23 protein-coding genes are annotated in these 24,086 nt (G+C 64.0%); 9 read left to right on the top strand and 14 right to left on the bottom strand.

What is annotated here, in order from left to right:
- Positions 1–56 precede the first annotated feature (56 nt).
- From ACQY9S_RS10460 to ACQY9S_RS10395, 14 genes are all read right to left on the bottom strand, one after another.
- The gene (locus ACQY9S_RS10460) at positions 57–1,199 is read right to left on the bottom strand and encodes a glycosyltransferase (RefSeq protein WP_428425509.1); all 1,143 of its coding nucleotides are present in this window, start codon (positions 1,197–1,199) and stop codon (positions 57–59) included.
- 2 nt (positions 1,200–1,201) lie between these two features.
- Entirely contained in the window at positions 1,202–2,380 is a 1,179-nt protein-coding gene (locus tag ACQY9S_RS10455; RefSeq protein ID WP_428425507.1) for a glycosyltransferase family 4 protein, read from the bottom strand.
- A 10-nt stretch (positions 2,381–2,390) separates the two neighbouring features.
- The gene (locus ACQY9S_RS10450; protein WP_428425505.1) at positions 2,391–3,125 is read right to left on the bottom strand and encodes a polysaccharide deacetylase family protein; all 735 of its coding nucleotides are present in this window, start codon (positions 3,123–3,125) and stop codon (positions 2,391–2,393) included.
- Between the two features lies 1 nt (position 3,126).
- A complete protein-coding gene (locus ACQY9S_RS10445) occupies positions 3,127–4,143 on the bottom strand; it encodes an NAD-dependent epimerase/dehydratase family protein (protein ID WP_428425503.1) in 1,017 nt (338 codons plus the stop codon).
- Between the two features lie 50 nt (positions 4,144–4,193).
- Positions 4,194–5,363 (bottom strand): glycosyltransferase family 4 protein, encoded by a 1,170-nt coding sequence (locus ACQY9S_RS10440; RefSeq protein ID WP_428425501.1) that lies wholly within the window; start codon positions 5,361–5,363, stop codon positions 4,194–4,196.
- A gap of 79 nt (positions 5,364–5,442) precedes the next feature.
- A complete protein-coding gene (locus ACQY9S_RS10435) occupies positions 5,443–6,579 on the bottom strand; it encodes a DegT/DnrJ/EryC1/StrS family aminotransferase (RefSeq protein WP_428425499.1) in 1,137 nt (378 codons plus the stop codon).
- Positions 6,560–7,288 carry a nucleotidyltransferase family protein gene (locus ACQY9S_RS10430; RefSeq protein ID WP_428425497.1) on the bottom strand — a complete coding sequence of 243 codons (729 nt, stop codon included), beginning with the start codon at positions 7,286–7,288 and terminating at the stop codon, positions 6,560–6,562. Before ACQY9S_RS10430 ends, ACQY9S_RS10435 begins: the two co-directional genes overlap by 20 nt.
- A gap of 204 nt (positions 7,289–7,492) precedes the next feature.
- Entirely contained in the window at positions 7,493–9,178 is a 1,686-nt protein-coding gene (locus ACQY9S_RS10425) for an FAD-dependent oxidoreductase (protein WP_428425495.1), read from the bottom strand.
- A gap of 126 nt (positions 9,179–9,304) precedes the next feature.
- Positions 9,305–10,312 carry a GDP-L-fucose synthase family protein gene (locus ACQY9S_RS10420; RefSeq protein ID WP_428425493.1) on the bottom strand — a complete coding sequence of 336 codons (1,008 nt, stop codon included), beginning with the start codon at positions 10,310–10,312 and terminating at the stop codon, positions 9,305–9,307.
- A 20-nt stretch (positions 10,313–10,332) separates the two neighbouring features.
- Complete coding sequence (locus ACQY9S_RS10415; protein WP_428425491.1) at positions 10,333–11,124, bottom strand: hypothetical protein; 792 nt, start codon at positions 11,122–11,124, stop codon at positions 10,333–10,335.
- Between the two features lie 13 nt (positions 11,125–11,137).
- A complete protein-coding gene (gmd, locus tag ACQY9S_RS10410; protein ID WP_428425489.1) occupies positions 11,138–12,253 on the bottom strand; it encodes a GDP-mannose 4,6-dehydratase in 1,116 nt (371 codons plus the stop codon).
- A gap of 43 nt (positions 12,254–12,296) precedes the next feature.
- Positions 12,297–12,425, bottom strand: a complete 129-nt coding sequence (locus tag ACQY9S_RS10405; protein WP_428425487.1) for a hypothetical protein — start codon at positions 12,423–12,425, stop codon at positions 12,297–12,299.
- A gap of 26 nt (positions 12,426–12,451) precedes the next feature.
- Complete coding sequence (locus ACQY9S_RS10400; RefSeq protein WP_428425485.1) at positions 12,452–13,654, bottom strand: hypothetical protein; 1,203 nt, start codon at positions 13,652–13,654, stop codon at positions 12,452–12,454.
- Positions 13,655–13,695: 41 nt separating this feature from the next.
- Positions 13,696–15,090, bottom strand: coding sequence for an undecaprenyl-phosphate glucose phosphotransferase (locus tag ACQY9S_RS10395; protein WP_428425483.1), 1,395 nt, complete (start codon positions 15,088–15,090; stop codon positions 13,696–13,698).
- Between the two features lie 282 nt (positions 15,091–15,372).
- On the opposite strand from ACQY9S_RS10395, the gene ACQY9S_RS10390 reads away from it, so the two are divergent.
- The 9 genes from ACQY9S_RS10390 to folE all read left to right on the top strand — a co-directional run bounded on the left by ACQY9S_RS10390 (position 15,373) and on the right by folE (position 24,084).
- On the top strand, positions 15,373–15,870 hold the full coding sequence (locus ACQY9S_RS10390; protein ID WP_428425481.1) for a hypothetical protein: 498 nt from the start codon (positions 15,373–15,375) through the stop codon (positions 15,868–15,870).
- Complete coding sequence (gene ubiB, locus ACQY9S_RS10385) at positions 15,867–17,444, top strand: ubiquinone biosynthesis regulatory protein kinase UbiB (protein ID WP_428425479.1); 1,578 nt, start codon at positions 15,867–15,869, stop codon at positions 17,442–17,444. The genes ACQY9S_RS10390 and ubiB overlap by 4 nt, the downstream gene beginning before the upstream one ends.
- A 139-nt stretch (positions 17,445–17,583) precedes the next feature.
- Entirely contained in the window at positions 17,584–17,931 is a 348-nt protein-coding gene (locus ACQY9S_RS10380; RefSeq protein ID WP_428425686.1) for an FmdB family zinc ribbon protein, read from the top strand.
- A gap of 35 nt (positions 17,932–17,966) precedes the next feature.
- Positions 17,967–18,617: a DUF502 domain-containing protein gene (locus ACQY9S_RS10375; RefSeq protein WP_428425477.1), complete on the top strand. Its 651-nt coding sequence runs from the start codon at positions 17,967–17,969 to the stop codon at positions 18,615–18,617.
- A 103-nt stretch (positions 18,618–18,720) separates the two neighbouring features.
- Positions 18,721–20,520 carry an aspartate--tRNA ligase gene (gene aspS / locus ACQY9S_RS10370; RefSeq protein WP_428425475.1) on the top strand — a complete coding sequence of 600 codons (1,800 nt, stop codon included), beginning with the start codon at positions 18,721–18,723 and terminating at the stop codon, positions 20,518–20,520.
- Positions 20,521–20,672: 152 nt separating this feature from the next.
- On the top strand, positions 20,673–21,146 hold the full coding sequence (nudB, locus tag ACQY9S_RS10365; RefSeq protein ID WP_428425473.1) for a dihydroneopterin triphosphate diphosphatase: 474 nt from the start codon (positions 20,673–20,675) through the stop codon (positions 21,144–21,146).
- The gene (locus tag ACQY9S_RS10360) at positions 21,143–21,952 is read left to right on the top strand and encodes an endonuclease/exonuclease/phosphatase family protein (protein ID WP_428425471.1); all 810 of its coding nucleotides are present in this window, start codon (positions 21,143–21,145) and stop codon (positions 21,950–21,952) included. The genes nudB and ACQY9S_RS10360 overlap by 4 nt, the downstream gene beginning before the upstream one ends.
- A 3-nt stretch (positions 21,953–21,955) precedes the next feature.
- Positions 21,956–23,269: a cardiolipin synthase ClsB gene (gene clsB / locus ACQY9S_RS10355; protein WP_428425469.1), complete on the top strand. Its 1,314-nt coding sequence runs from the start codon at positions 21,956–21,958 to the stop codon at positions 23,267–23,269.
- Between the two features lie 83 nt (positions 23,270–23,352).
- Positions 23,353–24,084: a GTP cyclohydrolase I gene (gene folE, locus ACQY9S_RS10350; protein ID WP_428425467.1), complete on the top strand. Its 732-nt coding sequence runs from the start codon at positions 23,353–23,355 to the stop codon at positions 24,082–24,084.
- Positions 24,085–24,086: the final 2 nt, after the last annotated feature.

The raw sequence follows: 24,086 nt of genomic DNA, 5'->3' as shown, positions 1-24,086 counted from the left end.
ACGCATGGCATCAATCGACGCCAGTGCTGTTGGCGGAGCAATGGGTGCCCAGCTTGTCATGACGCGTAGACGACGGGCAACACCTTCACGGAGTGCTGCCACTCGAAGCATCTACCTGATTCCATGATCGAGCGTCGATCGATGCGCCCGTAGCGATCGACAAGTCGCAACAGCGCGTCTCGGATCTCGTGGCTGCTCATGGGCTCGCAGGTTTCGCCGACTTTCTGGTCGACGTAGTTCCGCAACGCGCCGACCTTGGTGGCAACGATAGGCAGGCCGAAGCGCAAAGCCTGGAAAAGCACTCCACTCTGGTCGATGTGCCGGTAAGGCATGGCCAGCACGTGAGAGCCGGTGAACAGTGGCTCGATCTCGGCCTCGTGCACATACTCGTTCGGCCAATCGATGCTTGTGCGTTGTGGGTGCGCTGCGATCTGATCAGTCAGTTCACTGATGAGCGATGCATCTCGACAAACACCTGCGATCCGGAGCGAAAAAGGGTGAGGGAAGTCGGCCAGCGCATTCAACAGAAGATCGATGCCCTTGTAGCGCATCACTTTGCCGAAGAAGAGAATCTTGAACGGCGCGTCCGGGGTATACGCTTCGAGTACCGAAACCGAGCGCTGCAAAGGTTCCAGGCCATGCTCCATCACGACGATGCGCGACGCATTGATGCCGTGCCGCTCCATCAACTCGTCACGCATTCGTTCGGTATGCACCACCAGACGCTCGGCGATGCGGAACGTCAGGCCGAACAACATTTGATTCATCCGGGTCCAGCGATCGTGCGGAAGCAGGTCGTGGACCGTCAGCACGTAGCGGCGCGTCACGAGGCGAAACCACAGTCCTTCAATCACGCCACACAACAGCGGCGGTTCGATCAGGCCGATGACGTGTACCACCGCGTTCCGATGTGCCAGCGCGTACCACATCAAACGGAGATGGTACTGAACCAGATTGAGAAGCTTCTGCCATTTCCCTCTCGACTCCTCTTGGCTGCCGCGCAGGTTCACCGTCTTTGTTCCTTGGCGCAGACCTGCATAGTCCGTGCGGTCGGAACTGATCAGTGTGAAGGGGATGCCTGCGTCGCTCAGCCCGTTGCAGAAGCCGCGTTCATAAATATTCTCGTATCCGTGCGACACAAGGATCAGGGGCCGTTCTTGTGTTGTCTCGGCGGTCGCGCTGCTGGGACTCGGATACACCGTCAGATTCCTCTGTTGTTCGGTTGGGCGGCGGGCAGGGTATCGCCCAGACCCTCCTGGGTCCAAGCCCGTGCCGCACGCTGGATGGCCCTCAGGATCTCACCGGCCGCGCTGTCATAGGTGTACGCTGCTATTTCTTGCCGTGCGGCCGCTGCGAACCGTTCGTACAGCGCGGCATCTTGCAGCAAGTGGGTAGCGGCCTCGGCCCAGGCCGTCACGTCCAGCGGCAGCACATAGCCATTGATCTGATCCATGATCAGTTCACCGGCGACGCCCGCTACGGGGGTGACCATGACCGGGACACGCGCCGCACAGGCCTCGTTGGCGACGATCCCCCAGGGATCCCAGAGCGTGGGGAACAGCAGAATCTTCGCTGCGGCATAGCGCGTTGGCAGATCGGCTTGTCTGGCAAAACCGAGGAAGTGCGCGTCGACATCCTTGGCCGCAGCGGTAGAACGCATCTCTGCTTCGAGCGCTCCGGCGCCGATGAAGGCGATGGATGCGCGGCGCCCCAGCCTGCGAGACACGGCCGAGACGACTTCGAGCGCGAACAGCGGATTCTTGACCTCGGCGAAGCGCCCGCTGAAGATGAAGTCGTATTGCTTTTCCACCGGAGGCGCTGCGAAGAAGATCTCGTTGTTGGCACACAGCCGTGCCTTGAAGATCAGCTCCTCGGGGATGCCATAGAGTCGATAGAGTTCCGTGGAGCCGTTGCTCGCGCCGACGAAGGTTGACGACCGCGGATAGATGTGTCGGCGCAGCCACTTGTGCACCCTCGTGAGCGTGGTTTCGGAAATCGCCGTGCCATCGGTCCATGGCACATGGTGAATCTTGTGGAGCCGGCAGTACAGGTAAGCGAACAGATACGTCGGATTGAAACCCGTCGTGATGACGACATCAGGCTTGAATCTGCGCAGCGCTGACCAAACGTCCGGGTTGATATGCACTACCTTGTCGTGGAGCATCGTGAAATGTTCCGTGAGGTACTCGTGCGAGAACTCCGACGAAGCGATGTCCCACTGCCTGATTGGTTCGAGGGCGCTGCAAAAGATCACATGCAGCTCGATCGCAGGGTCACGAGCCATCACCTCGAACACCGGATTTCGGTAGGGGGCCGGACAGTTGATGACGATCGCGACTCGTGTTCGCTTTTGGCCCGGCAAGGCTGGAGGGTTTTCCATGTGTGAGCACTCAGTTCAGGACGACCGACGTGGCCTTCACGCCAGCATTGGTCACACGTTCTTGCGGGGGTACGTGATCGGCCGCAAAGGCTAGGAACTCATCGAGCAATCCCCAGCCACGGAAGCTCTCGAGCTCCCAGGAATGTCCCCACAAATGGAACACGCCATCGCGCTCCTGGGCATACAACAGACTGGCCTTCATGAGGGACAAGAAGTCGCTGGATTCCAGCGCCTTCAGTGCCATCGGCAGTCGTTTGCGCCAGCGACCGTACCGCATCCAGTTCCTCATATAGACCGCGCGCGAATGTGGATAGAACTGCAGGGTGGTAGGGCGTTCGAAGTCTTCAAAGGCGCCATCGAACTCGAGATTGACAGTGGTCCTCGCATGGGCAAATCCTTCCGACTCGACCAGCGCGCGATGCTCCTGACGATACTTGCCGCCGGGATAGCAGAATCCACGCACGGCGTGGCCAACAATGCCTTCCAGGGCGGTGCGGCCATCATGGATCTGCTGGCGTGCTGTGTCGGTATTTACCTCGGTCAGATAGCAATGGTCAAGGGTGTGTGAGCCGATTTCACACACGGTGTCAAGCTCCCGCAAGCCGGCTGCCGACAGTACCGGCAGGGAGAAGCGGTCGTTGTTCAAGGGCACGTAGAACGTGCCCTTGAAACCATGCCGGTTCAGCAACTCCGCGAGTCGCAGATCCAGCGGGTGACCGTCGTCCCACGAGCTCGTGAACTGCATCTCAGGCCTTTGCCGCCACGCCGGAGATCTGATAGTTGCCGAAGCGGGAGTTGTTGCGAACATCCGGGAAGATGCCTGCCTGCACTGCTTCCACCACACGCGGCAGATAGGTCTGCACTGAATGGTCGCACTTGAAGCCCAGGCGCTGAGCTATTTTCTCGAACGACACACGATAGTTCCGAGGATCGGTATCGCCGGCGCGGTATTCCACCTGCGTACCCGGCAGGTGCTTCTGGATCTCTTCGACGATCATCCGCTTCGTGAACTGCTGCGATGTATCGCCGACGTTGAATACTTCCCCGCGCACGCGCTCTGAAGGTGCCGTCAGCACGGTCATGATGGCCTTGGAAATGTCGCGGATGTGGCAGTACGGACGCCAGGTGTCGGCGTCGTACACGAGCAGCGGTGCGCCCGACGCGAGCTCCCAGCCGAACTGGGACACGGTGAGGTCGAAGCGCATGCGGGGCGACAAGCCGTATGCGGTGGCAATGCGCAGCACGGTTCCGCAAAACTCCGCCTGCTTGGTGCTCTTGAGCAGATGCTGCTCGACGTCGATCTTCGTGCGTGCGTAGAGCGACTGCGGATTGAGTTCGCTGCCTTCGTCGGCCAAGGTCGCCGGATCGTGGATGCCGTAGTTGCTGCACGTCGAAGTGAAGACGAAGCGCTTCACGCCCAGCTTGTCGAGCGACTCGATCATGCGGATGGCGCCGTCCTGGTTGACGCTCACCGCGAGTTCCGGATACTTCTTGCAGATCGGGTCGCCGACCAGCGATGCCAGCAGCACGACATCGGTGGCACCCTTCGCTGCCTGCGCGAAGGTCGCTTCGTCCCGCAGGTCGCCACGCACGAAGCGCAGGCGCTCATGGTCGAGAAGGTGCTGGATGGCGAATCCATTGTCGTAGAGCAGTTGGTCCAGCAGAGTCACCTTGGCCCCTGCGTTCAGCAGCAACGAGGCCAACACGGAGCCGACGTAGCCGGCGCCCCCCACGATCAAGACATTGCGGTCACTGAAGTTCATTTGGTGGTCCTTTCAAGGCTGTTCAAAATGGCATAACAGATAGCACGCCGCTATGGGCGCAGGGCGGCAACGGCGTCGTGGTACACCTCTACGAGTCGTTCATAGTTGGCTTCAGGTGTGTAGCGCTGCAAATAGGTTTCGCGTGCGCGCTGGCCCATCTCGGCCATGCGCAGTGGGTTGTCTCGTGCCCAGCGCACCTTGGCGGCCAGGTCCGCTTGGTCGCCAGCGTTGAAGTGCAGTCCGGTGCGACCGTCTTCCACAAGCTCGGCGAGTGCGCCGAGGCGCGAGGCAATGATGGGCAATCCCGCTGCAAAGGACTCGGCGACGACCATCGGGAAGCCTTCGTAGACCAAGGAAGGCATCACGATGAAGGCCGCTCGGCGCATCACCTGGGTCAATGCATCGTCGTCGACGAAACCGACCGGCCGGAAATGCTTCGACGCCGCAGCCCGAACCTGGTCGGACAAGGGGCCCCCACCGCCGACGACGTCGAGATCCACATCGAGCGACCTCCAGGCTTCGATGAGTACCCGAAGCCCCTTCTCTTCGCTGAGGCGCCCCACGAACAGTCCGCCCCCGCGAACGGCATTCAGATCAGCATCCGTGTGGCGATCCCGGGTGAAGTTCGGCTTGACCACCACACGTTCTGGCGGTAGCCCCGCCTGCAACATCTTCTCGCGTGCGAACTGGCACAGGGCAATGTAGCGAGTGACCTTGCGGCTCCAGGTTCCGATCGCCTTGTGCAGTGAAAGCGACACCACCACAGCGGCAGATGCGGGGCGACTCTCCCGATAGCATTTGTAGCGGATGGCGGGCCATGCGATCGTTCGACCGACGCACTCTTCGCAAACCGCCGAATCACGCAGAAGAAGCCCGTTCGGGCAAAGCAGGCGGTAGTTGTGCAGTGTCTGCACCACGGGGACTGCGTGCCGCGCGGCCGCATAGTAGACCGACGGGGAGACCTGCGGCAGCGTGTTGTGGACGTGTACGACATCCGGCTTGGAGCGTTCGATCAGCCGGGCTACTTCAGAATAGCTGTCGGAGGCCCAAACAGAGTTCGCCGCAAGTTTGACAAGGCTCGCGTTGTCGATCTGCCGATTGTCCTTCGTGTATTCGATCACCTCGTGGCCGTTCGAGCGCAGGAGATCGCATTCCTGGTCGAACACCGCATCTTCCCCACCACGGATCGAATAGCGGTTGTGTACAAGAAGAATCCTCATGGGCTGCGACGCGGTGACGTGCTCCGCGACATGGAACGGATCTCGGTGTCTTGCAGCAACTCGGAGCACGTCACGCGCTTCACGCTTCGAGCGCCTTGCCCAGGCTGGCGACGACCCGCTCCACATCGCCGGTGGACAATTGCGGGTGAAGAGGGATGGTGAGTTCGCGTTCGCAGTACCGCTCGGTTTCAGGCAGTACGATGCCGGGGAATCTGTTTCGGTAGTACTCGAAATGATGAATGGGGGGGTAATGCATGCTGCTTTGCACCCCCTGCGCCCGCATGCGCTCCATGACCTGATGCCGGTTGGTGCCCTCTGGCAGGAGCACCGGCATGATGTGCGCGGACGTCTCGTGGTCGGGCTTGAACGGCACTTGTACCGAAGGCAGCGTCCGCGCGAAAATCTTGCGGTAGTGCGCCGTCAGTGTGCGTCGCGTGTCATTCCAACCGAGCAGCCGTTCGATCTGCACCAGTCCCATCGCGGCGCGCAACTCGTCCATCCGGTAGTTGTGGCCGCAATCGACCACGTCATAACCGACAGCTCTGCCGCGTGCACGGTCCAGCGTGCTGGCCGTCATGCCATGCGCGCGCAGCACGCGGGCGCGCTGACGCCGCTTCTCGTCGCGCACGATCATCATGCCGCCTTCGGCGGTGGTCATGTTCTTGTTGGTGAAGAAGCTGTACGACGCGGCTTCGCTCAGCGTTCCGGTACCGCGCATGCCGGCGGCATGGGCGGCGTCCTCGAACAGCAGCAGCCCGTGCTGGTCGGCGAACTCGCGCCACCGCGCGGCATCCATCAGGTAGCCACCATAGTGCATCAGCATCACCGCGCGCGTGCGCGGGCTGAGTTTGCGGCGCGCGTCTTCGAGCGACAGGTGTGGACAGCTCACGCCTTCGATGTCGACGAAGATGGGTGTGGCCCCGCTGTGAAGAATCGTGTTGGTGGTCGCCACGAAGGTGAGCGACGGCACCAGCACCTCATCACCCGGGCCGATGTCGAAAGCTTGCAGGCTCAACTGAAGCGCTGCTGTTGCCGAGTGAACAGCAACGGCGTCGTCGGCGCCATGCATCTCCGCAAAAACCTTCTCGAAGCGGCGCACACGGTCACCCATGGTGAGCCAGCCGTCGTCGATGACGGCGCACAGCGCCTGTTTCTCGGGTTCGCCCAGGCAAGGCGCACCCAGTTCGATCAATGGCTCACTCGTCGGCTGCGGCATTTGCGCTCCTGAGAATCTGTGAAGCGGCTTGCTCTTGCGCGCGGCGCAAGTCTTCGATGCGGCCAATGTCGATCCACTGACCCGGGTGCGGGTAAGCCGATACGGGGGTGGAACTGCCGAGCAGGGAGCGGATCAGTTCGTCGAACCCGAACGGAACGTCACGCGGGATGAAATCGAAAATGCCCGGCTCCATGCAATAGATGCCGGTGCTGACGCAAAAGCGCTCGGTCGGTTTTTCGCGAAAGCCGACGACGCGACCCGCCACGTTGTCGAGTACACCGTATTCGATCTTCACGGTCTGGTCGATGACCACGACAGTGAGCAGCGAACCTTTGGACCGATGATCCGCCAGCAGGGCAGGAATATCGAGGTCAATGTAGATGTCGGAATTGGCAACGATGAAACTGCCGTCGAACAGATCGCGAATGGGGCTCAGCGGTCCGATGGTTCCGAGAGGCTTGTCCTCATCGATATACTGAATGTCGATATTCCAACGGCTGCCGTCACCGCAGTAACTGCGAATCAAGGGGCCAAACTTGCTGACGGTGATGAAAACCGTCGATACTCCCGCTTCGCTGAACAGTTTGAGCATGTTGTCTATGACAGTGCCTTCGCCGATTGGCATCAGTGCCTTGGGCAACACGGTCGAATAGGGAGCCAGGCGGGTGCCGCGTCCGCCGGCCTGAATCACTGCCTTTAGTTTGCTCATGTCATTCCTTTGTGCATTAGTACCGAGGTCTGGAGACCCAGCGCTCGTTCGATCGGTCGATCGAAGACTTCGTCCAATGCTGACAATACGTTATCAAAGTCTACGAAGGGTATCCCGCAATACCAATCGCTCATACAAGGGGGCGCTGTGATCGAATGCACGGCGCGTGACTGCAGCGACAGCCTGCCACCTTCACGCGCAGCTTCAGGCCGTCTGCGACAGTTCGGCCGCGGGTGCCGAATGGCCCGGAAGCTCAGCCTCGGTCAGGCGCAGTTGTCCCGCAAGGTGATCGGCCAACCGCAGGCTGAGCGCGCAGATGGTGATGGTGGGAAAGTTTGCTCCGCACGTCGGAAATACCGAACTGCCCGCCGCATAGAGATTCGACATGCCATGAATGCGACAGTCGCGATCCACCACCCCTCGGCGTGGTGAGTCATTCATCCGCGTCGTGCTCATGTGGTGCCAGGTTCCAAGGTTGTCGGTCGGCGTCCCTCGCGTGTAGGGCCACTCGCCGCCTTCGATCGGCGGCGGCAGGTCGACATCGGCCACTTCGGCCACGCGCAGTTCGTCGGCGAAGACTGCAAGCGATCGATCGACGGTGCGCTTGACTTGATCACCCAATCGCCAGTCCATGCGAATGCGCGGGACGCCAAGTGCGTCACGCTGGTCAGACAGCGTCACGCGGCTGTTGCGGTCAGGTGCAGGCTCGCAGATGACGGTGATCTTGATCTCCTTGATCAAGGCCTCCGGCTGGAGCAGGCGGGCGAGCACGAAGCTGCTGGTGTTGATCGGGTGCCGGGCCAGCAGGGACAAGTCGCCCAGGAGGGTGTAGTCCGGGTCGGCCTTTGCATGCAGGCGGTGCTTCATCCTGATGACGGCCTCCGCCTCGTCGGTCCCGTCGCCTGGGAACACCGACGCGAACCACAGCTGCGAATTCAGAAGGCCTTCGCGCTCCTGCAGCTTGGGATCGAGCGAGAACTGTGAAGAGACATAGGTCCCGTTGGCCGACACGGCACGATTGAGGAAGTGGAACTTGATGTCATAGAGCTTGTTCCTCTTCCACTGAGGCCTGAAGCGCACGTTCCCGACATGGACGCGCGGATGATCGGCGAAGTAACGACCGACCAGGTCGTTGGCGTTCCCGAGGCCTGCTGCTTGCGCCTTGTTGGACGCGAGCAGCAGGCGCGCGTTCTCGATGCCGCCACAGGCAAGCACGAACTGCCTGGCTTCCACGGTGAAGCGGCGGCCGGTCAGGGTGCGGACATGCACCCGTCTTGCCGTCGTGGCACCGGGATCTGTCTCGATGTCGACCACGTTGGCATGCAGACAGATCCTGACGTGCTGCGAGCGCTTCAGATCGTCGTGGTAGACATCTCCCAGTCTGGACGGTGAGCTGAACTGCGAGAGGATGTCGTGCACGCGCCCGGTCGGCAGCGGAATGCGGCGCACATCCTTGCGATCGATCGCCGACACCCAATGCTTGATGTCGTAGTTGTATGGGCCGAGCCGAAGTATCGGATGGGCCCGCTCATAGTAGGGGTCGAGGCTGCTGCGTTCGAATGGCCAGCCGCTGTCGGGAATCCATTCGCGGGTTTGCATCTCATGGGCACGCAGCGGCCCGCACCATCCGCCCCAGCAGTTGCTGCTGCCGCCGAGAAAGCGCGATCGTGCGCCGTCTGCCCATGCAAACCGCAGGCCGATGTTCTCACCACGGTTCAGGTCGCGTGTTTCATCGTCGGCCACGAGGCCGCCGCTCTCCAGCAGGATCGCGTCGATGCCCTGACGTTCGAATTCCAGCGCGAGCGTGATGCCCGCGACGCCGCCGCCGACGATGCACACGACGCTGCGCAGCGTCGTGCCTTCCGCTACTTCTCGCGCGTCAACAAACATCCGCACCCCCTTGTTTGCTCGTGCTCCACCCGCTCTGCAAGGTTGAGGTGGCGGCTGGTCTGACTATCGGGCCCAGGCCGGCTCGGTATGTCGCGCAGCTCGTTGACGGCCCGCTCCGATGCGTACTCATGGGTGCGCCCGATCCCCGATGCCCGCTCCGTGCATTCGAACAAAATCCGCGTAGGCCTGTTGCATCCCGCTGGACAGCGGTGTGCTCGCCTGCCAGCCCGTACTGGTGAGCAGGCCCGTGTCCATCAGCTTGCGCGGTGTGCCGTCGGGCTTGCTGCTGTCGAAGATGATGCGTCCCGTGAACCCGGTCGTCGACTTGACCAACTCCGCCAATTCCTTGATCGTGACATCGGTGCCAACGCCGACGTTGACCAGGGGTGGCTCGAAGCGACCGGAGATGCTTTCATCGCTCCCGAGCAAACGCGTGTAGGCGTCGTCTGGCAGCGACATCAGATGCACGCAGGCGGAAGCCATGTCTTCGCTGTACATGAATTCGCGGCGTGGCGTGCCCGAGCCCCAGACGCTCACGCTTGGATCACCGCGCAGCTTGGCCTCATGAAACTTTCGCAGCAGTGCCGGTATGACGTGACTGTTCTGAGGATGGTAGTTGTCACCCGGTCCGTAGAGATTGGTCGGCATTGCCGACAGGTACCGAGTACCGTACTGCCGGTTGTAGCTCCAGCACATTTCTATGCCGGCGATCTTCGCCAGTGCATAGGCGCGGTTGGTCGACTCCAACGGGCCCGTGAGCAGGTAGGACTCTTTCAGCGGCTGCGGGGCCAGTCGCGGATAGATGCAGCTCGAACCCAAGAAAAGCAGACGGTTGACACCCGTGCGCCAGGCAGCATGGATGACGTTCGTCTGAATCGCCAGATTCTCGCGAATGAACTCGGCCGGATAGGTGTTGTTGGCGACGATGCCGCCGACCTTGGCCGCTGCAAGAAACACGTACTCAGGCCGCTCGCGCTCGAAGAAGGCTTCGGTCTGCCCCGCATCAGAGAGTTCGAGGTCGGCGTGCGTGCGGGTAAGCAGTTGCTTGTATCCCTTGGCTTGCAAATGACCCAGGATCGCCGACCCGACGAGGCCGCGGTGGCCGGCAACATAGATGCGAGCGTTCGTGTCCATACGGTTGCAGCGCTCCTAGGTCATGCGCTGAATGGCTGGTCCGCCGTGCCGCGCGCAGCCTCGCTTGCAGCAGGGGCCGTGACTCCAAGGGCTGCAAGGTGCTGAGCCAAGGTGCGAACCGGCAGCCCCACATGCTTCGCGTGCACCAACAGGTCATGCAGCATGGCGTTGTGCTCTGCTGTATGCCCTGCGGCACCGGGGTGCAACATCAGGATGGGCCAGCAACGGCCCTGAGCGGCTTGCTCGATGACGCGGACGAACCAGTCTTGTGTGCGAACCGAACGGCCCGTGAAGGCGCCGAAAGCAATCCGACGCAAGGCATAGCGGTTGACGGTGCCCTCGTTGAGCCCGAACCAAGGCACGCTGGCCGACGCGAACAGCGGCTGAACCTGCTTGCGCGCAGCTCGGGTGCTCGTTCCCCAGCGGTAGATGAGATTGGAGATCGACAGGCCCTGCGCCCGCAGCCGCGTTGCGCCAGCAAGCAAGTCGGCCCGCAACGCGTCGCCGTCGGGAAACAGGTCGAACGGAACCCGCGTGCGACCGTGAAAGGCGATCTCGTGGCCTGCCTGCTGCAACTCGAGCAGATGCGCATAGCCGAGGAAGCCGGGCCGTCCCACGAAATCGTCGGCGACAGCAAGGCTTGCCACAGCACCGGTTTGACCGAGGAGGTTGGCCAGCTCGAGATTGCGATCCTCGCCGTCATCCGACACCAAGGTCAGCGCCCCCTGCGTGATCTCGAGTCGTTCGGATTCGAGCAGACCCAGTGCCTTCTCTTCAGCCCGGGCGGCCCAATGCTTGATCCGCATCATCATGATTGACTCTGACTCACTCGTTGTAATCGTAGGCTTGGAAGCCGGCCAGCTTGACCAAGCTGTCGCGGCGTGCCGCCTCGTAATCGCTGTTGACCATTTCCGCGACCAACTCGGCCAGCGTGGTTTTCGGCACCCAACCCAGCTTGCGCTTGGCTTTGCCGGGATCACCCAACAGCGTTTCCACTTCGGTCGGCCGGTAGTAACGAGGGTCCACTCGCACGATCACGTCGCCCACCTTGCACCTGGCCTTGCGGCCTTCCACCTTGCTGACGCGCCCGATCTCGTGTTCGCCTTCGCCCTCGAAAGCGATCGTCACGCCCAGTTCGCCGGCGGCAAACTCCACGAACTGCCGAACGCTGTACTGCACGCCGGTGGCAATCACGAAGTCCTCGGCCTGTTCCTGCTGCAGCATCAGCCACTGCATCTCGACGTAGTCTCTTGCATGGCCCCAGTCGCGCAGTGCGCTCATGTTGCCCAGGTACAGGCAGTCCTGCAGTCCCAGCGCGATGCGCGCCATCGCCCGGGTGATCTTGCGCGTCACGAAGGTTTCGCCGCGCAGCGGGCTTTCATGATTGAACAGCACGCCGTTGCAGGCATACAGGCCATAGGCTTCACGGTAGTTCACCGTGATCCAGTAGCCGTACAGCTTGGCCACTGCATAGGGGCTTCTGGGATAGAAGGGCGTGGTCTCCTTCTGCGGGGTCTCTTGCACCAGGCCGTAGAGCTCGCTGGTCGAGGCCTGGTAGAAGCGCGTTTTCTTCTCCAGTCCGAGGATGCGAATGGCCTCCAGAATGCGCAAGGTGCCGATGCCATCCGCGTTGGCGGTGTATTCCGGGGTCTCGAAGCTCACCGCCACATGGCTCATCGCAGCGAGGTTGTAGATCTCGTCCGGTTGCACCTGCTGGATGATGCGAATGAGGTTGGTCGAGTCGGTCAGGTCGCCGTAGTGCAAGACCAGGCGCTGGTTGTCCACATGCGGATCCTGGTACAGGTGATCGATGCGGTCCGTGTTGAAGAGCGAACTGCGGCGCTTGATGCCATGCACTACATAGCCCTTGGCGAGCAACAGTTCGGCCAGATAGGCACCGTCTTGACCAGTGATGCCTGTGATGAGCGCGGTTTTCGTCATGTCGTAGGGGGCGCAGAAGCTGCGCTCGAGCAGAAGAAGAATGTCATCGGCCGGGCACGATGCCCGGTTGGGTTCGTGCTTTGCCTGCACCCACGGTCAGCACGCACGGCATCGATATGACGCCTTCCAACCGACGAAGCCGGTCGCGCCGGTCGAGCAGGAGCATTGCCATGGTGTCTCTAATGTCGCTTCAGCCTGCTACTGCAGAATGAACTGGGCTGAGCAAGCAGCTACGTCTGCCGTGTACGGAACCGGCGATCCGCCGCCCCGCTTCTCGTAGGCGAAGCTGCAGCCGAGACGCCAATTGCGGGCAGGCGCATAGTTCGCCCCGATACTCGCGTAACCGGTCTTGTCCGAGCCGGAAGGCAGAAGGTCGCTCTTGACATACCGCCCGTCGACTTCGAGGTTGATCTTCGCCGTCACTTCGTAGAGCGCTCGCAGGCGAAGCGCCGTTGACACCTCGTTGTTGTTGCCGGTGGGGTTTGCGCCTGTGAACACATAGCCGTTGAAGGCAGCTTCAGCACCGGTGTCGCGGACGAATTCGGTGGTGAAAGTCAGCTTGCCCGTGGGCTTGTATTCCCAGGTCAGTGCGCCGGTGACGCCGGAAAAATTCCGAGCGACGATCAGGTCGTGGTCTTCGTGGCTGTAGCTGAGCCGGGCCGCCACCTTGCTGAACCCGGAAGGTGTCCACACGGCGGTCAAGTCGAAATCGTTTCGATCGAACTTGTCCGCTGTGAATGGCCCGGGCGCCGCGCCGACCGCGAAGGGGTAGCGGCCACGCGAGCCGCGCACTGCCGCACCCAGCGTCAGAAGGCCGCTCGGCCGGTACAAGGCGCCGAGACTCAGCGTGTTCTGATCGAACTCATTGCCGACGAAGGCAGCAGCCGAATATTCCCGCTTGCGATAGATGTAGGTCGTTTCCAGCGACAGCCGCGATTGCGCTCCCAGTTGCCCGCGGGCAAGAAACTGCTGATTTCGCTCCCGATTGGCTGTCGTGGTGACCGTCGCCCCCGAAAAATCGCTGAAGCTCGCGAGGCTTTCATTCACGGAATAACTAAGCGTTCCGGAAAGGTTATTCACCGTGGCCCAGTCCCAGCCTGCGTTCAATCCATAGCCTGTATTGTTGAGCTGGTCGTTGGTGTTGTATCTGTTGTAACGAACCGCTGCGTCACCGAAGAAGCGCTGTCGGCTCACGGGTTGATTGAAGCCGGCAAGGAGGGAGGTGGTCGAAATCGTGTCGCTGGTTTCCGACCCCTTCGGAGCTCGAAACAGATTGGATTCATGGGTGAATCCCTGCGAGGCACCCAGGTAGTAAGGGTTCGGCTCGGCCACCACGGCACTTGCGGATGCAATTCCGGCGGTGACTAGCGCGAGATGAGAGAGCGTGCGGTTTGCATTCATTTGTGGATCTCCAAGGGGGCGGGCGGCTCCGGCGTCAACAGCTAGTATGCTTGGCGGTCGAAGAATACCAACCGAATGGTACGCACAACGATCTGCAAGTCGAGCCCCAAGGACCAGTTGCGCAAGTATTCCAAGTCGTACTCGACGCGCGCCTGCATCTTTTCGATCGTGTCTGTCTCGCCGCGGTGACCGTTGACTTGTGCCCATCCGGTGATGCCGGGCTTGACTTTGTGCCGAACCATGTAGGCCTTGATCAGGCGCCGGTACTCCTCGTTGTGCGCCACGGCGTGCGGGCGTGGCCCAACGATGCTCATGCGGCCCTGAAGCACGTTGATGAACTGCGGAAGTTCGTCGAGTGACGTGCGCCGAAGAAAAGCCCCGAAAGGCGTGATACGGCTGTCGTTGCGAGTCGCCTGCCTGACGACGGCGCCGTTGTCCTGGGCCCTCATCGAGCGAAACTTGTAGACCACGATCTCGCTGCCGTCCAGGCCGTTGCGGCGCTGCCTGAAGATCGCCGGCCCGGGCGAACTGAGCTTCACGCCGATGGCGATTGCCACCAGCAGCGGTGAAATCAACACGAGGATGATGGAGGAGAGAACGATGTCGCTGATCCGCTTGACCAGGTCGTTGGTGCCGGTGAAGGGGGTTTCGCAGATGCCCACGACCGGCACGCCGTTCACGTCCTCCAGCCGTCCCTGGATGATGCTGATGCCGAACACGTCCGGAACGAAATACAGCGACGCCGTGGTGCCTTGTACCGATTCGAGCAGTTCGACGATGCGTGGCTGAGAACCCAGCGGCAGCGTGATGTAGACCTCGCGGATGCCGTAGGTCGAGACATACGACGCGACATCGGCCAGACCACCCAGGCGCTTGGCCATGCCATCGACGTGGACGCGCTCGTCGGTCCGGTCGTCGAAGTAGCCGACAAAGTCGATGCCGGCGTTGTTCTCCGTGGTCAGTGCCCGGGCGACCTTGACACCCAGCGGGCTGGCACCGATCACGACCGCCGTGCGCCGCGCTTCAGGGAGCGCGGCGCGCCTCTGGATGATGATCTTGCCGATCCAGACCGCAATCCACTGCAGGACAGGGGTCGCCAGGCCCCAGGCGATCAGCACATCGCGGTTGAAGAACTGCAGGCTGCGTGTCGCGTAGCCGCACAGCGCCAGAATTGCCAGCAGCACGAGCCATGACGAAACGATGTCGACACCCGCGGCCACGAGATGGTCGCGGAACCGGTTGCGTCCGGGGAACGTCAGCACGAAGACCAGCAGGCACAGCGTCAGCGACGAGCGCAGGATGGGGTCGTCGAACCAGTGGGCGACCGCAACATAGGTCATCACCGAAACCGTCGGTTCGAGAAACGCCGCGATCAGCGAGGTCACCGACTGCGGCGCGCTGTAGAACGTTCTCTTGTAGCTGCGGTCTTCGAACATCGGTGTTTGTCAGGGGCTATCGCGTCGGGGGCTGCCGCAGTGCCATGTCCTTCCGGACCTTGCCGGCGGACGCCGCAATGGCATCATCGCCTGCAGCGAGCGCACTCGAATGAAAGCCCGCGCCACCCGGGCCCATCCGTTCGGATTCTCGCGCAACTGGTTGGGTCGCCAGACCCTCATCCTCGGGGCGCAACGCCGGGGCTTGCCTACAATTCGCAAATGCTTCACGCTTTCGTCTCGCCGCTGCGCGCTGCCGCGGCCTCCACCGTCGGGCCGGCAGTCGTGGCGCGGCTGACGCTGTGGATCAATCATCTCATCGCTTCCGAGCCCGCTGCCATCGAACACCTCGTGCGGCACGCTGGACGGAGCGTCGAACTGCAGGCCGATGCGCTGGCGCCGTGGGTGCCGGCACCGCCCGCCCTCGTGTTCCGGGTGACGCCCGCCGGGCTGCTCGAGTGGGTCGGTGACGCGTCGGTGCCCGTCGGCAGCGATCTCCAGATGGTTGTCGACGCCTCGAATCCGGCCCAATCGATGCTCGCCTGGCTGGGAGGGCGCCGCCCCGGCGTGGTGATCAAGGGTAATGCGGGATTTGCCGCTGACATCAACTGGGTCGTCGAGAACCTGCGATGGGACGCGCAGGACGATCTGGCGCGTGTGTTCGGTCCCGTCGTGGCCGACGGGCTGGCCCGTTGGGGCGCGATGCTCGCGGCCGGCCTGCGACGCACCGTGCGCTCGACCACCACCTTCTTCGACGGCGCGAACGGGCCGCTGTCGCGATGAGGCAACTCGCGCGACTGGTCTACATCGTCTTCATCGTCCTCCGCTACGGGCTCGACGAACTCGCGCTGTCCAGCTTCAGTCAGCGCTGGATTCGCGGTCTGGCGCGGCTCATCGCGATCGGGCGGCGCCTCGATGCACCCCGAGGTGCGCGGCTGCGCGTGGCCCTCGAGCGGCTTGGTCCCATTTTCGTCAAGTTCGGCCAGGTGCTGTCGACCCGCCGCGACCTGTTGCCCATCGACGTGGCCGACGAACTGGCCAAGCTGCAGGACGACGTGCCGCCTTTCCCCGCCGAACAGGCCATGGCGCTGGTGGAGGCTGCATTCGGTCGGCCGCTGGACCAGCTGTTCGCCAGTTTCGAGCGCGAGCCGGTGGCCAGCGCATCGATCGCGCAGGTGCATTTCGCAGTGTTGAACGATGGCCGCGAAGTGGCGGTCAAGGTGCTGCGCCCCGCCGTGCTGCAGGTCATCGATGCAGACCTGGATCTGCTGCGCGTGCTGGCCGGCTGGGTCGATCGCTACTCGGCCGATGGCAGGCGCCTCAAACCGCGCGAGGTGGTGGCTGAATTCGACAAATACCTGCACGATGAACTGGACCTGGTGCGCGAGGCGGCGAACGCCGCGCAGTTGCGCCGCAACATGGCCGGTCTGGATCTCGTGATGGTGCCCGAGATGGTGTGGGATTTCTGCACGTCGGGTGTGATAGTCATGGAGCGCATGAAGGGCGTGCCGATCAGCCACACGGCCAGGCTGGTCGAGGCCGGCGTGGATTTCAAGAAGCTCGCGCGGGACGGCGTGACGATCTTCTTCACGCAGGTGTTCCGCGACGGCTTCTTCCACGCCGACATGCACCCCGGCAACATCCAGGTCAGCCTCGCGCCGGAGACCTTCGGGCGCTACATCGCGCTCGATTTCGGGATCATCGGCACGCTGACGGAGTCCGACAAGGACTACCTGGCCCAGAACTTCATCGCCTTCTTCCGCCGTGACTACAAGCGCGTGGCCGAATTGCACCTGGAGTCCGGCTGGGTGCCGGGCGGCACCCGCATCGACGAACTCGAAGGGGCGGTCCGAGCCTGCTGCGAGCCTTACTTCGACCGGCCGCTGAAGGAAATCTCGCTCGGTCAGGTGCTGTTGCGCCTGTTCCAGACGTCGCGCCGTTTCAATGTCGAGATCCAGCCGCAACTGGTGCTCCTGCAGAAGACGCTGCTCAACGTCGAAGGTCTGGGGCGCCAGCTCGACCCCGAACTCGACCTGTGGAGCACGGCCAAACCTTTCCTCGAGCGCTGGATGGACGAGCAGATCGGCTGGCGCGGTCTGCTGGAGCGCCTCAAGGACGAGGCACCGCGCTACGCGAAGATGCTGCCCGAGTTGCCGAGACTGCTGCACGACGCGCTCGCGGCACAGGCTCGGACCGGCGCCGCCGGCCGCAGCGACGCTGAGTCGGGCGCGCTGCTGAGCGCCCTGCTGGTCGAGCAGCGTCGCACCAACCGCCTGCTGCAGGCCGCGCTCTACGCCGGTGCGGGCTTCCTCCTGGGCCTGCTCGCCACGCAGATCTGGCAGCACTGGCGGGGATGATCGGCGCGCGCGCCGGGAGCCCTCGGAAACCGCCACGGCTGGCGCCATGGCATCGCTGGTCCGCGCGCCCGAGGCGCCAGCCGGCTCGGCCGTGCCCTGCGGCCTTTACAATTCTGCTTTTCGAATCAAGGGCTTAGCCATGCCGATCTACGCTTATCGCTGCGAGTCTTGCGGCCATGCGAAGGACGTGCTGCAGAAGATTTCCGATCCGCTGCTCACCGTCTGTCCTGCGTGCGGGGCCAGCGCCTACAAGAAGCAACTCACCGCCGCGGGCTTCCAGCTCAAGGGCTCGGGTTGGTATGCCACCGATTTCCGCAACGGGGCCCAGCCCGCTGCGAGCGCCGTTGCACCCAAGACGGACAGTGCCGCCGCTGCGGCACCTGCCGCGCCCGCCACCGGCAGCGGTGGCGGCAGTGATGCGGGCCCTGCGGCGTCGGCTTCCGCCTCGGCCGCGGGCGGTTGCGGCACGTCGTGCGCCTGTCACTGACCCCTGCCGGCTTGCGTCCTGTCGGAAAGCGCTGAGTGAAGAAATACCTGATCGCCGGCCTGCTGGTCTGGCTGCCGCTGGCCATCACCATCTGGGTCTTGCATTCGGTGCTCGGCCTCTTGGACGGCGTGTTTGCCTGGCTGCTCAGTGCCTCTCAGGCCGTGCTGCCGACGGCGGCGCATTCGCCGCTGGAGATGCTCAAGCAGATTCCCGGTCTGGGCGTGATCGTCATGGTGGCCGGGCTGCTGTTGACCGGCATGTTCGCGACCAACATCGTCGGTCAATGGTGGCTGAGCCAGGGCAGCCGGCTGCTCAACCAGATCCCGATCGTCAAGTCGATCTACAGCTCGGTCAAGCAGGTCTCGGACACGCTGTTCTCGAGCAGCGGCAATGCCTTTCGCGAGGCGGTGCTGGTGCAGTACCCGCGGCAAGGATCGTGGACCATCGCCTTCGTCACCGGCCGGCCCGGCGGCGAGGCCGGCGAGCACCTGAGCGGCGACTATCTGAGCCTGTACGTGCCCACCACGCCGAACCCGACCTCGGGCTTTTTCCTGATGGTGCCGCGCGCCGACGTGATTGCCTTGGCGATGAGCGTCGACGAAGCCCTGAAGTACATCATCTCGATGGGGGTGGTGGCGCCACCGATGCACCTGCCGTCTCAGACGACGCGAAATCTGGCGGGTTGAACGCCGCGGCCCGCGTTCAACCCCGAGGGCTTGCGACACAGCCCCCAGCGCCCAACATTGCGCCGCCGCGGCGGCCTTCGATCCAAGAGTTCCGGAGCTTTCCATGCGTACCACCTACTGCGGCCTCGTCAGCGAAACGCTGATGGGCCAGACCGTGACCCTGATGGGCTGGGCCCACCGACGCCGCGACCACGGCGGCGTCATCTTCATCGACCTGCGCGATCGCGAGGGCCTGGTGCAGGTCGTCTGCGACCCCGACCGCGCCGAGATGTTCAAGGTGGCCGAGGGCGTGCGCAACGAGTTCTGCCTCAAGATCGTCGGCAAGGTCCGCGCCCGGCCCGCCGGCACCGAGAACGCGAACCTCGTGAGCGGCAAGGTCGAGCTGCTGTGCCATGAGCTCGAAGTGCTCAACCCTAGCGTCACGCCGCCGTTCCAGCTCGACGACGACAACCTCAGCGAGACCACGCGCCTGACGCACCGCGTGCTCGACCTGCGCCGCCCGGCGATGCAGAAGAACCTGATCCTGCGCTACCGCGTCGCGATGGAGGTGCGCAAGTTCCTCGATGCCAACGGTTTCATCGACATCGAGACGCCGATGCTGACGAAAAGCACGCCCGAGGGCGCGCGCGACTACCTGGTGCCCAGCCGCGTCAACGAGGGCATGTTCTTCGCGCTGCCGCAGAGCCCGCAGCTGTTCAAGCAGTTGCTGATGGTGTCCGGCTTCGACCGGTACTACCAGATCACCAAGTGCTTCCGCGACGAGGACCTGCGCGCCGACCGCCAACCCGAGTTCACGCAGATCGACATCGAGACCTCCTTCCTCGACGAGGAAGAGATCCGCGGCATGTTCGAGGGCATGATCCGCACCGTGTTCCGCGTGGTGATGAACGTCGAGCTGCCGGGCTACCCGGTCATGAAGTACGCCGAGGCGATGCACCGCTACGGCTCCGACAAGCCGGACCTGCGCGTGAAGATGGAGTTCACCGAGCTCACCGACGTGATGAAGGATGTCGACTTCAAGGTGTTCTCGGCGCCCGCGCAGTCCAAGGGCGGGCGCGTCGTCGCACTGCGCGTGCCGGGCGGCAGCGAGATGAGCCGCAGCGAGATCGATGGCTACACCGAGTTCGTCAAGATCTACGGCGCCAAGGGGCTGGCGTGGATCAAGGTCAACGACGCGAGCAAGGGCCGCGAAGGCCTGCAGAGCCCGATCGTCAAGAACCTGCACGATGCGGCGATCGCCGAGATCATCGCGCGCAGCGGCGCATGCAACGGCGACCTGCTGTTCTTCGGCGCCGACAAGGCCAAGGTCGTCAACGACGCCATCGGTGCGCTGCGCGTCAAGGTCGGCCACAGCGACTTCGGCAAGGCGGGTGGCCTGTTCGAGGACAAGTGGGCGCCGCTGTGGGTGGTCGACTTCCCGATGTTCGAATACGACGAGGAGGGCGATCGCTGGGCCGCCGTGCACCACCCATTCACCGCGCCGAAGGACGGTCACGAAGACCTGATGGACACCGATCCGGCCAAGTGCATCTCCAAGGCCTACGACATGGTGCTCAACGGCTGGGAGCTCGGCGGTGGCTCGGTGCGGATCCACCGCGCCGAAGTGCAGAGCAAGGTCTTCAGCGCGCTGAAGATCGGTCCGGAGGAAGCGCAGCTGAAGTTCGGCTTCCTGCTCGATGCGCTGCAGTACGGTGCGCCACCGCACGGCGGTCTGGCCTTCGGTCTCGATCGCCTGATCACCCTGATGGCCAAGGCCGACTCGATCCGCGACGTCATTGCCTTCCCGAAGACGCAGCGCGCCCAGGATCTGCTGACGCATGCGCCGAGCCCGGTCGACGAGAAGCAGTTGCGCGAACTCCATATCCGGCTGCGCAATCCGGCTGCGGGGCAAGGTGGGGTCTGACGCCGTGACGCCCGGGCTGCGGTCGACCCCTGCCGCCCCCGTGGGAGGGCGCAGCCAGCGTGGGGCGGCCAGGCTCGTCTGAGCCCTGTGCCTTGCCGCACAATCGAGGGGCGCCGCCGGGCGCCCCTTTTTTTCTGTCCGCCCACGACGACGTGACGACCCCCCGACCCCCCAAAGTCCCCGAATCCGTGCTCGTCGTGATCCACACGGCCGCGTTGGAGGTGTTGCTGATCGAGCGCGCCGACCATCCGGGTTTCTGGCAGAGCGTCACCGGCTCCAAGGATGCGGCCGACGAGCCGCTGGTCCGGACCTGCATCCGCGAGGTGGCCGAGGAAACCGGTATCGAGGTCGGCTCGCCGGCGGTGCCGACGACGAATCTGCGCGACTGGCAGCTGGTCAACGTCTACGAGATCTATCCCGTCTGGATCCATCGCTACGAACCGGGCGTCACCCACAACACCGAGCACGTGTTCGGGCTGACGGTGCCGCGCGACATCCCGATCCGGCTGTCCCCGCGCGAGCACCTGCAGTACCAGTGGCTGCCGTGGCGTGAGGCGGCCGACCGCTGTTTCTCGCCGTCGAACGCAGAAGCCATCCTGCAGCTGCCGCGCCTGGGGGCGCCATGAACCCGTTGCAGTCCTCGGTCCTGCCGCCGGCCTCGGGCGAAGACCGGTTGCGGGTGGCCACCTACAACATCCACAAGGGCGTGCGCGGCATCGGTCCGGCCAAACGGCTGGAGATCCACAACCTCGGCCTCGCCATCGAGGCGCTCGATGCCGACCTGGTCTGCCTGCAGGAGGTGCGCCGTTTCCACCGGCGCGACGCGCGGCGTTTCGATCGCCCCTCGTTCGGCTGGCCGCAACAAGGTCAGGCCGAGTTCCTGGCGCCCGAGGGCTACGACGTTGCCTACCGCACGAACGCCGTCACGCGCCATGGCGAGCACGGCAATGCGCTGCTGTCGCGCTGGTCGATCGGGGAGCCGCGGCACCACGACGTCTCGGACCACCGCTTCGAGCAGCGCGGCCTGCTGCACGTGCAGGTGAACTGGCAGGGCAGGGCGGTCGACGCGATCGTCGCGCATTTCGGCCTCAGCCATACCAGCCGCTTGAGGCAGGTACAGCGGCTCGCGGCCTTCGTGCAGCAGGAACTCGACCCCGCCGTGCCGCTGCTCGTGGCGGGCGATTTCAACGACTGGGGCGAGCGTCTCGACGGCGCGATGCAGGAGGCCGGCCTCACACGTGCGATCGCCCCGGCGGGGGGCGGCCTGCAGCGCAGCCTGACCTTCCCGTCGCTGGCGCCGGTGTTCGCGCTCGACCGCGTCTACACGCGCGGCTGGCGTTGTGTCTCGACGTTCGTGCCGCGTGGCGCCTCCTGGGCGCGCATGTCCGATCACTTGCCGCTGGTGGTCGAGTTCGAGCTGCTGGAGGCCTGAGGAGTGGTCCCGCAGGCGGGCGCGCCACCGCCGCAAGCCCGCGCGCTGTCCGAGGCCCTGGCCTGGTATGCGCATGCGCGCGCCGTGTTCAGTGGCGGCAACGAGGTGCAGTTGCTGCGCGGGGGCGACGCCCTGTTCCCGGCCATGATCGAGGCGATCGACCACGCCCTGCGCGAGGTCTGGCTCGCCACCTACATCTACGAAGACGACGCGGCGGCCCGGGCCGTTTCGGCCGCGCTCGAGGCGGCTGCCCGGCGCGGCGTGCGCGTGCGCGTGGTGGTCGACGGCTTCGGGTCGCAGCATGCGCTGGCGGCGCTGCGGGAGTTGCTCGAGCCCGCTGGCGTGGCGCTCGCCGTGTTCAGGCCGACGCAGCGCTGGTGGAGCTGGCTGCAGCCGGGTCAGCTGCGGCGGCTGCATCAGAAACTGTGCGTCGTCGACGGACAGATCGGCTTCGTCGGCGGCATCAACGTGCTCGACGATCGCCACGACATCCACCATGGCTGGGGCGACGTGCCGCGGCTGGACTACGCCGTGCGCTTGCGCGGGCCGGTGGTCGGTCCGGTCGAGCAGACCGCGCGTGCCATGTGGACGCGTGCCGCCTTCGGCCGCGACTGGCGCGACGAGGTCCGCGAGATCGCGCGCAGCCGCCGGCCGATGGCCAGCGCGCGCCGGCTGCTGCGCCGCCTGCGCATCGCCGTGCGGCGCCGCTCGCAAGGCAGCGTCGGCGAGTCCGCGCTGCAGCCGGTGCGGGCGGCCTTCGTGGTGCGCGACAACCTGCGCCAGCGCCGCAGCATCGAGCGCAGCTACATCGATGCGCTGCGCCGTGCACAGCAGCGCATCGACATCGTGTCGGCCTACTTCTACCCGGGATTCGAGTTCCGGCGCGCCCTGCTGGGCGCGGCGCGGCGCGGCGTGAGCGTGCGCCTGCTGCTCCAGGGCAAGGCCGACTACCGCCTCGCCGCGCTCGCAGCGCAGGCGCTGTACGACGAACTGCTGGCCCATGGCGTGGGCATCTTCGAGTACACGCCGGCCTTCCTGCACGCCAAGGTGGCGCTGGTCGATCAGCGCTGGGCCACCGTCGGCAGCTCCAACATCGATCCGCTGTCCCTGCTCGTCAACCTCGAGGCCAACGTGTTCGTCGACGACCGTGAATTCGCAGCGACCTTGTCGCGTGAACTGGACCGCGACTTCGCTGCAGCCCGCGAGATCACGGCCCCGCTGCCGCTCGCCGGCTGGCAGCGCTGGCTGCGCCGCGGCTTCGTGGCCTGGGTGGCGCGCCTGTACCTGCGCGCGGCCGGGGCGAGCGGGCGCTACTGAGAAGCACCGCCGGGTTTCAGGGCGATCCGACAACCGTTAAGCTACGTGACCGTAGATGCGCTGCTCGCCCGCGAGATGTTCCGATGAACGCACCCCACACCCTGCCCAGCCTCAGAGCCGTGCCCGACGACGAAGGCGTCCCGGTGTCCGTGAAGATCCGCGAGCGCATCAAGGCGCAGCGCGAGCGTTTCCACGCCAATGACAACATTGCCGACTTCATCGAGCCCGGCGAACTGGAGAAGCTGCTCGACGAGGTGGCCGGCAAGATGCGAGGGGTGCTCGACAGCCTGGTGATCGACACCGAGAGCGACCACAACACGCAGGACACTGCGCGCCGCGTCGCCAAGATGTACCTGACCGAGGTGTTCAAGGGCCGCTACGTGCGCGAGCCGGCGGTCACGGAGTTTCCGAACGTCGAGCACCTGAACGAGCTGATGATCATCGGCCCGATCACCGTGCGCAGCGCCTGCTCGCATCACTTCTGCCCGATCATGGGCCGGGTGTGGATCGGCGTGATGCCCAACGAGCACTCCAACCTGATCGGCCTGTCCAAGTACGCGCGGCTCACCGAGTGGATCATGAGCCGGCCGCAGATCCAGGAGGAGGCGGTCACGCAGCTGGCCGATCTGCTGCAGGACAAGGTGAGCCCCGACGGCCTGGCGATCGTGATGGAGGCCGACCACTTCTGTATGCAGTGGCGCGGCGTGCGCGATCTCGACGCGAAGATGATCAACAGCGTGATGCGCGGCGTGTTCCTGAAGGACGCCAGCCTGCGCCGCGAGTTCCTCGCGCTGGTCAACAACAAGAAGGGCTGAGC

This window comes from Methylibium sp. (genome assembly GCF_965279545.1).
Taxonomy (GTDB): Bacteria; Pseudomonadota; Gammaproteobacteria; order Burkholderiales; family Burkholderiaceae_C; genus Methylibium.
The sequence above is the reverse complement of the archived record's forward strand: the minus strand, read 5'-3'. Positions and strand labels throughout refer to the sequence as shown.